Below are 13688 nucleotides of genomic sequence, written 5' to 3'. Positions count from 1 at the left end.
CACCCCGTGCGCTGAGCAGGCGCACACCCCTCTACCGGGCGTGCTGATATTGACGGCTCTCCTCCGCCGGGGTACGAATGCGCTCACCACCGCCTCGCTCGGTGTGGTGAGATGTTAACGCTAACATCATGGAGGGCCGCTGGATGCGTACCCGCTCATGCCTGGTGCTCATGGTCGTCGCCCTGGCCACCGCCCTGGCCACCGTCCTGACACCGCCCACGGCCGCGCACGCCGCCGGCCCGGCCCCGCACTACCTCATGACGGCCTTCACCAACGCCAGCGAGTCCAACCTGTACGTCTACGACTCCTTCAACGCCGGCACCTACAACCTCATCAGGGCCAACGCCTACACCCCGCCGTCCGGCCTGATCCGCGACCCCAGCGTGATGCGCCACACCGACGGCTACTACTACCTCGTCCACACCACCAACTGGACCGGCGACACCATCGGCTTCGCCCGCAGCGCCGACACCGTGACCTGGACGTTCCTGCGCAACGTGACCGTCGGCCTGAACGGCGCCACCGGCAGCACCTGGGCGCCCGAGTGGTTCAAGGACTCCGACGGCAGTGTGCACGTCATCTACTCCGCCTCCACGACCGGCACCGCCGGGCAGTTCAGGCCGTACCGGATCACCGCCACCAACAGCGCGCTGTCCGCCTGGAGCGCCCCGGTCCCGCTGGGCATCCCGGCCAACTACATCGACAGCTTCGTGGTCAAGTCCGGCTCGACCTACCACAACTTCCTCAAGAACGAAACGACCAAGTACATCGAGCACGCCACCGCCACCTCGCTCACCGGGCCGTGGACGTTCACCGGCACGGGGAACTGGGCCGGCTGGGGGCCGGGGCTGGAGGGCCCGGCGCTGACACGGCTGCCGGACGGCAGGTGGCGGATCTACTTCGACAACTACACCGGCGGGCGCTACTACTACGCCGACAGCTCCGACCTGTCGACGTTCGGGGCCAGGGTCGAGCTGACCGGTCTGTCCGGGACCGCCAGGCACTTCACCGTGCTGCGCGAGGACGTCGGCGACAGCACCGCCGTGCCCACCGGCAACCGCTCGCTGCGCTCGGCCAACTTCCCGGATCGGTATGTACGCCACCGTGGTGGCCTGGCCCACCTCGACCCGCTGTCGTCCTCCAGCGCGCTCGCCGATCGGCAGTCCGCCACGTTCACCGTCGCGGCGGGGCTGGCCCACTCCGGCTGCTACTCCTTCCAGTCGGCCACGCAGCCCGGCTACTACCTGCGGCACCACAACCTGCGGCTCACCCTGCAACGCGACGACGGCTCGGCCCTGTTCAAGGGCGACGCCACCTTCTGCGGGCGGGCGGGGCTCGCGGGCGGCGGCACGACGTCGTTCGAGTCCTACAACCTGCCGGGGCGCTACCTGCGGCACTACAACTACGAGCTGCGGCTCGACCTGCGGGCGTCCGGCTCGGTGTTCGCCGGCGACGCCTCGTACACGGTCACCTCCCCCCTCTCCTGAAGGACACTCCCATGCGCCCCTCTCGCGGGAAAGCCGTGCTCCTCGTCCTGGCTACGCTGCTCACCGTGACCGCCAACCTCCTGTCGCCCGGCGCCGCGCACGCCTCGCCGGCGGTGCAGTACACCAACCCGCTGGCCGCCCAGCGCGCCGACCCGCACATCTTCCGCCACACCGACGGCTACTACTACTTCACCGCCACCGTCCCGGAGTACGACCGCATCGTGCTGCGCCGTGCCACCACCGTCCAGGGCCTGGCCACCGCGCCCGAGAGCGTCATCTGGCGCAGGCACACCACCGGCGAGATGGGCGCGCACATCTGGGCCCCGGAGATCCACTTCATCAACGGGAGGTGGTACGTCTACTTCGCCGCCGGCCGCGCCGACGACGTCTGGCGCATCCGCATGTACGTCCTGGAGAACGCCGCCGCCAACCCCCTGACCGGCACCTGGACCGAACGCGGCCGCATCACCACCCCCTGGGACACCTTCTCCCTGGACGCCACCACGTTCGTCACCGGCGGCGTGCGCTACCTCCTCTGGGCCCAGCAGGAGCCCGGCATCGCCACCAACTCCAACCTCTACCTGGCCCGCATGGGCGCCAACCCCTGGACGATCACCGGTCCCACCACCCGCCTGACCATCCCCACCCTGGCCTGGGAGACGCGCGGCTACAAGGTCGCGGAAGGCCCCGCGGTCCTGCAGCGCAACGGCCGCCTCTTCCTGACCTACTCGGCCAGCGCCACCGACGCCAACTACTGCGTCGGCCTGCTGACCGCCTCCTCCTCCGCCGATCCCCTCCTGGCCTCCTCCTGGACCAAGAGCCAGAGCCCCGTCTTCGCCAGCAACGCCGCCACCAGCCAGTACGGCCCCGGCCACAATTCCTTCACCACCTCCGAGGACGGGCAGAGCGACCTGCTCGTCTACCACGACCGCAACTACCGCGACATCTCCGGCGACCCCCTGAACGACCCGAACCGCCGTACGCGGGTGCAGAAGGTGTACTGGCGCGCGGACGGCACCCCCGACTTCGGCATCCCGGTCGCGGACGGGGTGACGCCGGTGCGCCTGATGGCGTACGACACGCCGGGGTCGGCGGTGCGGCACTGGAACTTCCGGGCGCGGATCGAGGCCGATGTGACGCCGTTGGCTGATTCGCAGTTCCGGATCGTGGGTGGGTTGGCGGGTGGCGGGACCGTGTCGTTGGAGTCTGCCAACTATCCCGGGTACTACCTGCGGCATCGCAACCATGAGGCGTGGGTGGAGCGGCGGGACGGATCCGCGTTGTTCTCCTCTGATGCCAGTTTCGTGCGGCGGGGTGGGTTGGTGGGGAGTGGGACTGTTTCGTTCGAGTCCGTGAACTTTCCTGGGTATTACGTGCGGCATCGGGCGGGGCAGGTCTGGGTGGAGCGGGATGATGGGGCTGCGGTGTTCCGGGGGAGTGCGAGCTTTGTTCTGGAGTGATCGGGCAGGGGAGTGACCCGGCCGCACGCCATCCGACCCGGCGCCTTCGTCCCGCGCTGCGCTACCAGACCGCCTGCCCGATGCGAAGCCCTGCCCCCGCCCCTGCCCCTGCCCCTGGCTCTGCCCCTGGCTCTGGCCCGGGCACGGGCGCGGCAAGGCGAGGGGCAGATCGGCCAGGCACGGTCAGGCGGGCAGGTCGGCCACATTCGCGGCGACGGGGCCGAACAGATCGCCGATCGTGGTCAAGGCGGCAGCGTGCAGAGCCTCGGCCGCGATCGTCGTACCCTCCACACCCGGCAACGACCGCGTCGCACACGCCTCCGCCACCACGGTAGGACGGTAACCGAGATTGAACGCCCCCTGAGCGGTGAACTGCACGCACATGTGCGTCATGAACCCCGCCAGCACCAGATCAGGCCCAGCCTCCAGCCCACGCAGCGTCTCCAGAAGGCTGGTCTCGTGGAAGGAATTCGGGAACCCCTTCACAACGACCGGCTCGCCATCCTGAGGCGCCACTTGAGGAGCGATCTGCCCGATCTCCGCGCGGATGTCGTAAGGAGTCCCTTCACCCCCGTCATTGATGACGTGGATCACCGAGGTCCCGGCAGCCCGGGCCCGCTCCAGCAGTCGAGCCGCCGAGTCCAGCGCGCGCTCGGCATCGGGCAGGGCCATGACGCCGGTGCGGTAGGTGTTCTGCAGGTCGATCAGGATCAGCGTGCTGGCGGACAGAGCCGGCAGCGCATTGTCGAGGCCGATCACATCACGCAGGGTCGTCGAGACGGTCATGGTCTCCTCCTTCGGTTGTAGGGCAGGGTGAATCACCGGCCTGGCGAGCCGGAAGCTTGGGATGAGAAGCGGCTAGTGGCCGGGCCGGGGGCTTGGCATGGAAAGGGGCTGAAGACCGAGCCGTCGGAGCGCGGAAGCTGTCAGCCCGATCACCACCGGCGGCATGTCAGGCAGCGGTACGGAAACGACGGCGATAAGCGGCCGGAGTGGTGCCGAGCCGCCGCCGGAAGGCCCGGTGCAGCGTCTCCGGCGACCCCAGCCCGCATGCGGTGGCGACCCGATCGAGCGGCTCATCCGTCCCCTCCAGAAACCGCCGCGCCGCCTCCACCCGCGCCGCCTCGACGTACCCGGCCGGGGTGGAGCCGGTCTCCTTACGGAAAACCCTGGCGAAATGCCGCTCACTCAGGCAGACGCGCTCGGCGAGCGCCGCCGCCGACAGATCCGCGGTGAGGTTCGCCGTGATCCACACGCGCAGCTCGTCGATGTCGCGCCGCTCGGTAGGCGCCTGCCAGAGCGGAACGCTGAACTGGCTCTGCCCGCCCTGCCGCTTGAGGTACATCACGAGCTGCCGGGCGACGGCCAGCGCGAGCCGTTCGCCGTGGTCCTCGGCGACCAGCGCGAGCGCGAGGTCCATGCAGGAGCTGATGCCCGCGCCCGTCCACACCTTGCCCGACCGGATGTAGATCGGGTCGGGGTCCACGGTGACGTCGGGATGGTCGGTGGCCAGCCGCTCGGCGGTGGCCCAGTGCGTGGTGGCCGTCCGGCCCGAGAGCAGGCCCGCGGCGGCCAGCAGGTGAGCGCCGACGCACACGGAGGCGACCCGCTCGGCGTGGCGGGCGGTGTCGGCGATCCAGTCCACCAGCTGCGGATCGATCACCGGAACACCGTCCCGATCGACCGCTCCGGGCACCACCAGCGTGTCGACCCGGTCACCCACCTGGTCGAAGGTCAGGTCGGTGGCGAGGCGCACCCCGGCGCTCGTGCGTACCTGGCCGCCGTCCGGCCCGGCGAGCAGCACCTGGTAGGGCGTCCGGCCGGACATCTCCCGATTCGCGACCGCGAACACCTCTGCGGGGCCGGTGACGTCGAGCAGATCGACGTCGGGGAACACGGCGACTACGACACGGTGTGAAGCGGGCATGCACCTATTGTCGCCAATATGCCTTCATGACCGCCATGACGCGGTTCTGCCACATCCGGACATCGCCCGGCCGCGCGCCGCCTGCGCTTACACCTGGTGTCGCACCTCGCTCTTGCGCCCGTACTCTCAGGTCCCGCGCACCGCCCGCGACGGGTGGGTTCATGCTGCGCGGTCCGGGACGGTACGTGAGATCGCGCCCGCTGCCCGCCACCGTACGCTCAAGGGCCTGCACCACCACATCGTCGCGCCGAGAACGATCCAAAAACTCCGTAGATCGGAACGGTCCAAAAGCACGCCGGGCTCCGCCGTCAACAGGAAGCCCACTCAGCACGCAGCGCCCCAGGGCCGTAGCCGTGCGACGGCGTACCCGCAGGGCGTGTTTTTTCGGCGCGCGCCGGTTCGCGGCGCGAGCGGTCGGACGCGCGCCCGGGCCCTGGCCCGCCTCCGTCAGAGGCGGCGCAGGACCGCTACGACCTTGCCCAGGACGCTGGCCTCGTCGCCGGGGATGGGCTCGTAGTTGGGGTTGTGCGGGACGAGCCAGACGTGGCCGTCCTTGCGCTTGAAGGTCTTGACGGTGGCCTCGCCCTCGATCATGGCGGCCACGATGTCGCCGCTCTCCGCGACGGGCTGCTGGCGCACGACCACCCAGTCGCCGTCGGCGATGGCGGCCTCGATCATCGAGTCACCGGCGACCTGCAGGAGGAACAGCGTGCCCTCACCGACGAGCTGCTTGGGCAGGGCGAAGACGTCCTCGACGCTCTCCTCGGCCAGGATCGGCCCACCGGCGGCGATGCGGCCCACGAGGGGGACGTAGGCGGCCGTCGGGCGGTTGACCGTGGGCTCCTCGTCGGTGGCGTCGGGGTCGACCCAGAGCACGGGCTCGCCGGGGAGGCGGACCTCGAGCGCGCGCGGCCGGTGCGGGTCGCGCCGCAGGTAGCCCTTGCGCTGGAGCGCGGTGAGCTGGTGTGACACGCTGGACGTGCTGGTCAGCTGCACCGCCTCGCCGATCTCACGCATGGACGGTGGATATCCGCGCTGCTGCACCGAGTCGCGGATCACTTCGAGGATCTTGCGCTGCCTGGGAGTCAAGCCCAGGGAGTCTCGCCGGCGCACCGCGAGGTCGCTGACCCCGTTTGCGTCATCCCGCTCGGTCATGCTCTTCCTCCTCGCCTGGAGGCCCGCCTCACCGGCGCACCTCCCGGTCCGTGGTCCTGATGTCGCACACAGCGACCGTATCGCTGTTGAAGATCATCTTCAAACAATTGTTCGAGTCTTCCTCGAAATTGTCGCCAGCGTGGTGTACAACATCGTACGGGAGTTCGATCGACATCGTGTTCGATTTGCTGATCTTTATTTGGCCTTTTCCTCAGGCCACACGGCAGGAGGTCATCCATGCGAACGCCCACAAATCCGGACACGACCAGCGAAGACGTCAACCAGCTCACCCTGATCGCCGATGCCACGCAGAGTGAGGATCGACGCGCCGACAATACGCGGGCGGGGTCCGCTGTTCGCGGGAATTCGGGCAAGAGGCTGGGGCCCCGTTCGAGTGGTGGTGGAAGATCCCATTTGCGGCTCGTCCCGTCACCGCGCACGGGCGAGGACACCCCGGATCCCCCTGTCTCGCCGCCCCTGGGGAGGGGTCAGCGGCGGCAGGGTGAGGGGGGCGACGCCGCGGCGGGTCGCAGGTCCGGTGAGAAGGGTGAGGCACGAGGGACGCGAAGTGGAGGGGGGAAGGGCGCAGGGGGGCGAGAGAGGGCGCGGGGAGCCGGTGCCCGGCCGGGCCACGGCGATTCTGCGGGGCAGCGGGGGGATCTGACGGCTCGGCAGCGGGGTGGAGCCTCCGCCGGGAAGCGTGCTGCCTCCGCTGGGGAGTGGCGCGGTCGGGGGGAAGAGGGAAGCAGCCGTGTGGGGGAGGGGGATGGTCGTGTTGTGCGGGGGAGCGGGCGCGCCTGGACAGGGGGTGGCCGTGCCGGGCAGAGCGGTGGCCGTGCCTGGACGGGCCGTGGCCGTGCCGGGCAGGGCGGTGGTGGTGCCGGGCAGGGGAGCGGCCGTGCCGGGCAGGGCGGTGGTCGTGCCGGGCAGGGGAGTGGTCGTGTTGGACAGGGAGGCGGTCGCGCAAGGCAGGGTGTTGGTCGCGCGGGGCAGGGCGGTGGTCGTGCCGGACAGGGTGATGGTCGTGTCGGGCGAGGGGCCGTCCCGGCTCGGGCTGGTGCTGTCTCCGCTCGGGATGACGGTGCCTTGCGGCACGACGGGGCCTTCGGGCGGGACGGCGGTGCCCGCGGGCGGCGGGGTGCCGTGGGCGGGCGGCTGTGGCTCTTCGCACGTCAGGCCTTCTTCGGCCGGCGGCGTGCCTTCGGGCGCTCGGCCGTTACCGTCCGGTCGGCTGCCTCTGGGGGGCCGGACGTCCATGGGCGCTCAGAGGGCTCTGGGCAGCTAGCCGTCATCGGGCGCTCAGCTGCTTCTGTCCAGCCAGGTGTCTCTGCGCGGCCGGGTGTCTCTGCGCGGTCTGGCATCTCTGTGCGGTCTGGTGTCTCTGCGCAGCGGGGTGTCTCTGCGCGGTCCGGTGTCTCAGGACGGTCTGGTGTCTTCGGGCGGTCGGTTATTGCCAGGCGGTCAGGTGTTTCCAGGAGGAGCGCCGCTCCGGTGCGGCTGACCCGGCGGGGGCGGGTCGTGCTGGTGGTGGTTGCGGCCTTGCTGTCTCTGGGTGGGTTCTGGCTCGGTACGCGGGCGGCGGGGCACGCGGAAGTGCGGGTCGTGGTGGCCGGTCATGCCGGGCTGCCGTGGGTCGAGGTGCACAAGGGGGACACATTGTGGGAGATCGCCGACGCGCTCTCCGAGGGGGATGACCCGGGGGCTCTGGTGGCGGAGATCAAGCGGCTGAACGGCCTGTCCGACTCGCTCATCCGGCCGGGCACCCGCATCTACGTCCCGAAGAACACTGCCGCCTTACGCTGATCGCGGTGCCGATCGTCCTGCCGCGTCATGGTGCGCTCGCCGTGCCGACGGTCTGGGCCATGTCGGCACGCCGTACGTGGCGGCGTCGGGGCCCGGCGGCGGGCGCACCGAGGTGAGCTGTGCTGCGGGGTTGCACCGATGTCCTCGCCTCGCTGGCTCGCTCTGCCTCGCCCGCCACACCTCGTGCACCCACCTGCCTCGCCTAGCCGCCTCGCCGGCCTGCCTCGCCCTCGCCTGCGTCGTCCGCGTGCCTCGCTTCCATGCTCCGCGTCGCCTGCCTGCCTGCGTCGCCTGGCCTGCTTGCGTTGCCTACCTGCCTGCGTTGCCTGCCTGTGTCGCCTCGCCTGCCTGGCTCGCCCGCCTTGGAGCAACCTTCCGGGGCGCGGGGAAGCAAGCCTCCACGGGTCCGTGGAAGCATGCCTTCCCGGGTGAGAACGAAGGGGTGGGAATGGTGGGCGTTTCCTCGGGTACCTTTGTGAGGTTTGTTCACCATCGAGGCCGCAAGCAACCGATGTGACGCTCCGACCTGCAAGAAGATCGCAGTCGCAGGGCGACACGCCGGAGGCGGATGATGATGGTGGGCTGATCAGCGACTTCGGCCGGATGGGTCCGCTCAACTTGCGTTCATGGTCGCGCGCTTCTACGGTTGGACCACAACATCTAGTAGTTACACCGATGTAGTTCACCACACCTTGTGTTTCCGTGACCGCTCCATGGACAGCCGTGGAGTGTGCGCGAGCGTCCCGTCATGGCGGGTGAGGGCGCGTGTGGTGGCCGCAGGTTCTTGGAGGCGAGAAGCGTGCACTGTCCGTTCTGTCGCCACCCTGACACCAGGGTCATCGACAGTCGCTCCACGGATGACGGCGCGGCCATCAGGCGCCGCCGCACCTGTCCCGAGTGCGGGCGCAGATTCACCACGCAGGAGACCGTACTGCTGATGGTGAGCAAGCGCAGCGGAGTGACGGAGCCGTTCTCGCGGGACAAGGTCGTCGCGGGCGTGCGGCGGGCGTGCCAGGGCAGGCCGGTCAGCGAGGACTCGCTGGCACAGCTCGGGCAGCGGGTGGAGGAGGCCATCAGGGCGAAGGGCGCGGCCGAGATCCCCTCCAACGAGGTGGGCCTGGCCATCCTGGGCCCGCTGCGGGAGCTGGACGAGGTCGCCTACCTGCGGTTCGCATCGGTGTATCGCGGTTTCGAGAGCCTGGCGGACTTCGAGGCCGAGATCAAACAGTTGAAGGCGGAGAAGGGGGAGTCATGACGGAGACGGCCAGCGGTTCAGTCACGCGCGGGGGCAAGCGTCCGCGTAAGGGACTGAAGATGAAGCGGATCTTCACCAAGCCCGGCGTGCACCCGTATGACGAGATCCAGTGGGAGCGCCGCGACGTCGTCATGACGAACTGGCGCGACGGGTCCATCAACTTTGAGCAGCGGGGCGTCGAGTTCCCCGAGTTCTGGTCGGTGAACGCGGCCAACATCGTGACGACCAAGTACTTCCGCGGCGCCGTGGGCACCCCGCAGCGCGAGTGGAGCCTGAAGCAGTTGATCGACCGGGTCGTCGGCGTCTACACCAGGACGGGTCTCGAGAACGGCTACTTCGCCAGCGAAGAGGACGCCGAGATCTTCGACCACGAGCTGAAGCACGCGCTGGCGCACCAGGTGTTCGCGTTCAACTCGCCGGTGTGGTTCAACGTGGGCACGCAGTCGCCGCAGCAGGTGAGCGCCTGTTTCATCCTCTCCGTGGACGACACCATGGAGTCGATCCTGGATTGGTACAAGGAAGAGGGTGTGATCTTCAAGGGCGGTTCGGGTTCGGGGGTGAACCTGTCGCGGATCCGCTCGTCCAAGGAGCTGCTGTCGAGCGGCGGCACGGCCAGCGGGCCGGTGTCCTTCATGCGCGGCGCCGACGCCAGCGCGGGGACGATCAAGTCGGGCGGCGCGACCCGCCGGGCGGCCAAGATGGTCGTGCTGGACGTCGACCACCCCGACATCGAGGAGTTCATCGAGACCAAGGCGCGCGAGGAGGACAAGGTCCGCGCGCTGCGTGACGCCGGTTTCGACATGGACCTGGGCGGCAAGGACATCGTCTCCGTCCAGTACCAGAACGCCAACAACTCCGTGCGCGTCTCCGACGAGTTCATGCGCGCGGTGGAGCAGGGCGGCGACTTCGGCCTGCGGGCCCGCCTGACCGGCGAGGTCATCGAGAAGGTCGACGCGAGAGACCTGTTCCGCAAGATGGCCAAGGCGGCGTGGGAGTGCGCCGACCCCGGCGTGCAGTACGACGACACGATCAACGACTGGCACACCACGCCGGAGACGGGCCGGATCACGGCCAGCAACCCGTGCTCGGAGTACGTGCACCTCGACAACTCCTCCTGCAACCTGGCCAGCATCAACCTGCTGAAGTTCCTGAAGGACGACAACTCCTTCAACGTGGCCGACTTCGTCAAGCTGACCGAGCTGATCATCACCGCGATGGACATCTCGATCACGTTCGCCGACTTCCCCACGGAGAAGATCGGCGAGACGACGCGCGCCTACCGTCAGCTCGGCATCGGCTACGCCAACCTGGGCGCGCTGCTCATGGCGACCGGCCACGCCTACGACTCCGACGGCGGCCGTGCCGTGGCGGGGGCGATCACGTCCCTGATGACCGGTGTGTCCTACCGGCGCAGCGCCGAGCTGGCCGGGGTCGTCGGCGCGTACGACGGCTACGCCAGGAACGCCGAGGCGCACAAGCGCGTCATGCGCAAGCACGCCGCGGCCAACGACGACCTGCGCACGATCGGCTCGATGGACGCGAAGATCCACTCCGAGGCGTCGCGCCAGTGGTCGGAGTGCCTGAAGCTGGGCGAGAAGAACGGCTACCGCAACGCCCAGGCCAGCCTCCTCGCGCCCACCGGCACGATCGGCCTGATGATGGACTGCGACACGACCGGCATCGAGCCGGACCTGGCGCTGGTCAAGTTCAAGAAGCTCGTCGGCGGCGGCTCGATGCAGATCGTCAACCAGACGATCCCGCGGGCGCTCAAGCAGCTCGGCTACCAGCAGGAGCAGATCGAGGCCATCGTCGAGTACATCGGCGAGCACAGCCACGTCGTCGACGCGCCTGGCCTGCGCCCCGAGCACTACGAGGTGTTCGACTGCGCGATGGGCGAGCGGGCGATCGCGCCCATGGGCCACGTCCGGATGATGGCGGCCACGCAGCCGTTCCTGTCCGGCGCGATCTCCAAGACGGTCAACCTGCCCGAGTCGGCCACGATCGACGACATCGAGCAGGTCTACCTGGAGGGCTGGAAGCTCGGCCTCAAGGCGCTGGCCGTCTACCGCGACAACTGCAAGGTCGGCCAGCCGCTGTCGGCCGGCGACGGCTCCAAGAAGCAGCAGGAGCAGCCGAAGGAGCCCGAGGTCAAGGTCATCGAGGTCAACCGGCCGACCCGGCGGCGCATGCCGAACCAGCGGCCGAGCATGACCACCCGCTTCACGGTGGGCGGCGCCAAGGGCTACATGACCGCCTCGTCCTACCCCGACGACGGGCTCGGCGAGGTCTTCCTCAAGATGTCCAAGCAGGGCTCGACGCTGGCGGGCGTCATGGACGCGTTCTCGGTGGCGATCTCCATCGGGCTCCAGTACGGCGTGCCGCTGGAGACGTACATGAGCAAGTTCGTCAACATGCGCTTCGAGCCGGCGGGCATGACGGACGACCCCGACATCCGCATGGCCACCTCGGTGATGGACTACATCTTCCGCCGCCTGGCCCTGGACCACCTGCCCTACGACGAGCGGGCGGCGCTGGGCATCTTCTCGGCGGCCGAGCGGGCGGCGCAGCAGCGCGGCGAGGACCCGGCGGCCCTGCAGGAGACGGTGGACCGGGAGGCGCTGGCCCAGTCGGCGCCGATCGAGGCCGCCCAGCCGAAGGAGGACGACCGGCCGGCCACTCAGGAGCTGACGCTGGAGAGCCACCAGCGCTTCACCGCCGACGCGCCGCTGTGCATGACGTGCGGTACGAAGATGCGTCCGGCCGGTAGCTGCTACGTGTGCGAGGGCTGCGGCTCGACCAGCGGCTGCAGCTGAACCCGCGTAGTGGCCTGTCAGCGGGCGGTCGCGGCTTGATCCGCTGAGAGCGGGGTGTCGAGGGGGGGCCGGACTGAGTTCCGGATCCCCCTCGGCAGGTTCGGGGCGGCCGGCGTCCGGAGCGGGATGTCCAGTAGCGGACAGCGGGATGGATCGGGCGCGCTGCGATCGTCATGCTGCCGGTTATGAGGCGAATCGCGGTGCTCGCCGTGGTGTTCGGCGCGGTGCTGTACGGGGTGCACAGGCTGGCCATGGTGGCCGTGGCGTGGCTGATCGGCAACCAGGACATGATCGTCGGACTGGACTGCTGCATCGACTACAACAGGAACGCTCCGGACCCGTGGGGCAACGTACTGGTCGCCGTGTCCGGGGTGCTCGTCACGCAGGTGGTCGCCTGGGCCGCGATCGGGCTGCTGGCGGCGCGGCGCGGCTCCGCCCGGGTGCTGGCGACGCTGGCCGGGACCGCGTTCGTGGTGAGCCCGTTGCTGCAGCTCATCGTGTACGCGGTGTGGCACTGGGCGGAGCGGGACTACGTCGCGGTGATCGACTATCTGATGGACGCTACAGGGCTGCCGGAGATGGCGTTGATGGCGGCGATGCTGGGGCTGTTCGCCGGGTATGCGCTGATCTTCTGGCTGGCGTTGCGGGCGGCGTGGGACCGGGCCACGGTGGCCCCGGTCCCGGCGGCGCCCTCTGGTGGTCGGTAGGCGGTCGCGGGCAGGTCAGGAGCTGAGGACGTCGCTCAGCACGTCGGGCCGGTTGGTGATGATGCCGTCCACCCTGTAGGCGATCATGCGGCGCATGGTGGCCGAGCTGTCGACGGTCCAGGTGAGCAGCTTCATCCCGAGGGAGTGCACGCGGCGCACGTACGAGGCCGTGAGCGTGGTGTACGGCGGGTTGATCTGGTCGGCGAACTTGGCCAGCCCCGGCAGCTCCCCGGCCGAGGGCGTGCCGAGCAGCCCGATCGGCACTTCGGGCAGCAACCGGTCGAACCTGCGCATCGACTCCCAGTCGAACGACTGCACCACCAGCCTGCCCGGTGCCAGCCAGGAGGAATGGCGGCGCAGCTCGGCGGCCAGGCGCTCCTCGATCCCGGCGTACAACTCCGGCGCCTTGACCTCCAGCAGCAGGCCCAGGCCCGAGCCGCCCATCTCGCGCAGCGCCTCGCCGAGGGTGGGCACGCGCTCGCCGTCGTACTTGTCCGACAGCCACGAGCCGGCGTCCAGCTCGCGGATCTGGTCGAGCGTGAGGTCGCCGACGTTCCACGGGGCCAGGTCGGGGAAGACCCGCTCGGCGTCCGTGGTGCGGGACAGCGTCGTGTCGTGCATGAGGACCAGCTCGTGGTCCTTGGTCTCCTGGACGTCGAGCTCGAACACGTCGGCGCCCTGTGAGGCGGCCAGCTCGAAGGCGGCGATCGTGTTCTCGGGGGCGTAGGCGGAGGCGCCGCGGTGCGCGACGTTGAGCACGGTCGCGGCTTCGGCGGGGGTGGCGAGGGGGAGGAGGGAGAGGGAGGTCGCGATGAGGACGGCGAGTCGCCGGAACATGGGTCTCCTCGGCTCGGGAGAGCTGACGACTCGACGGTGACAAGGGCTCGTGACTTGCAGTTGAGAGCAGAGTAACGCGATGGGGCCGCGCGGATGAGCATTCGACACGGAAACCTGGGGGGCCGACCGGCGTGGCGGCCGAGGCGCGGACTCTCCCGCCTCCCCGGTCCGGCCACCCCGCTCCAACCATCGCGCTCGGGCCATCACGCCGGTGGCCGGGGCGGGGGCGCTCCGCGCACGCCCC

The 13688-nt window shown here is 69.6% G+C and carries 11 protein-coding genes; 6 read left to right on the top strand and 5 right to left on the bottom strand.

Translation table 11 applies throughout. From position 1 onward, the window contains the following. Positions 1–143 precede the first annotated feature (143 nt). Together LCN96_RS42875 and LCN96_RS42870 are read left to right on the top strand one after the other, a co-directional pair. On the top strand, positions 144–1487 hold the full coding sequence (locus LCN96_RS42875; protein WP_225268135.1) for a glycoside hydrolase family 43 protein: 1344 nt from the start codon (positions 144–146) through the stop codon (positions 1485–1487). Positions 1488–1498: 11 nt separating this feature from the next. Then, positions 1499–2947 (top strand): family 43 glycosylhydrolase, encoded by a 1449-nt coding sequence (locus tag LCN96_RS42870; protein WP_225268134.1) that lies wholly within the window; start codon positions 1499–1501, stop codon positions 2945–2947. A gap of 183 nt (positions 2948–3130) precedes the next feature. Here the strand turns inward: LCN96_RS42870 and LCN96_RS42865 are convergent, their stop codons facing one another. The 4 genes from LCN96_RS42865 to LCN96_RS42850 all read right to left on the bottom strand — a co-directional run bounded on the left by LCN96_RS42865 (position 3131) and on the right by LCN96_RS42850 (position 7124). Then, positions 3131–3733, bottom strand: a complete 603-nt coding sequence (locus tag LCN96_RS42865; protein ID WP_225268133.1) for a cysteine hydrolase family protein — start codon at positions 3731–3733, stop codon at positions 3131–3133. A gap of 166 nt (positions 3734–3899) precedes the next feature. Continuing rightward, positions 3900–4874: a GlxA family transcriptional regulator gene (locus LCN96_RS42860; protein ID WP_225268132.1), complete on the bottom strand. Its 975-nt coding sequence runs from the start codon at positions 4872–4874 to the stop codon at positions 3900–3902. 447 nt (positions 4875–5321) lie between these two features. Next, positions 5322–6029, bottom strand: coding sequence for a transcriptional repressor LexA (lexA, locus tag LCN96_RS42855; protein WP_080046266.1), 708 nt, complete (start codon positions 6027–6029; stop codon positions 5322–5324). A 429-nt stretch (positions 6030–6458) separates the two neighbouring features. Continuing rightward, the gene (locus LCN96_RS42850) at positions 6459–7124 is read right to left on the bottom strand and encodes a hypothetical protein (RefSeq protein WP_225268131.1); all 666 of its coding nucleotides are present in this window, start codon (positions 7122–7124) and stop codon (positions 6459–6461) included. Between the two features lie 396 nt (positions 7125–7520). Here LCN96_RS42850 and LCN96_RS42845 point away from each other — a divergent pair, with 396 nt between their 5' ends. From LCN96_RS42845 to LCN96_RS42830, 4 genes are all read left to right on the top strand, one after another. Next, positions 7521–7832 (top strand): LysM peptidoglycan-binding domain-containing protein, encoded by a 312-nt coding sequence (locus LCN96_RS42845; RefSeq protein ID WP_225268130.1) that lies wholly within the window; start codon positions 7521–7523, stop codon positions 7830–7832. Positions 7833–8631: 799 nt separating this feature from the next. Beyond that, positions 8632–9087, top strand: coding sequence for a transcriptional regulator NrdR (gene nrdR / locus LCN96_RS42840; RefSeq protein WP_043614619.1), 456 nt, complete (start codon positions 8632–8634; stop codon positions 9085–9087). Next, on the top strand, positions 9084–11900 hold the full coding sequence (locus tag LCN96_RS42835) for a vitamin B12-dependent ribonucleotide reductase (protein WP_225268129.1): 2817 nt from the start codon (positions 9084–9086) through the stop codon (positions 11898–11900). The genes nrdR and LCN96_RS42835 overlap by 4 nt, the downstream gene beginning before the upstream one ends. A 185-nt stretch (positions 11901–12085) precedes the next feature. After that, the gene (locus LCN96_RS42830) at positions 12086–12607 is read left to right on the top strand and encodes a hypothetical protein (protein ID WP_225268128.1); all 522 of its coding nucleotides are present in this window, start codon (positions 12086–12088) and stop codon (positions 12605–12607) included. Between the two features lie 15 nt (positions 12608–12622). On the opposite strand, the gene LCN96_RS42825 is transcribed toward LCN96_RS42830, so the two are convergent. After that, positions 12623–13444, bottom strand: a complete 822-nt coding sequence (locus tag LCN96_RS42825; RefSeq protein ID WP_225268127.1) for a glycerophosphodiester phosphodiesterase — start codon at positions 13442–13444, stop codon at positions 12623–12625. Between the last annotated feature and the right edge of the window lie 244 nt (positions 13445–13688).

Source organism: Nonomuraea gerenzanensis (assembly GCF_020215645.1).
Taxonomy (GTDB): domain Bacteria; phylum Actinomycetota; class Actinomycetes; order Streptosporangiales; family Streptosporangiaceae; genus Nonomuraea; species Nonomuraea gerenzanensis.
Note: the sequence above shows the minus strand (reverse complement) of the source record. Positions and strands in the feature narration are given on the sequence as shown.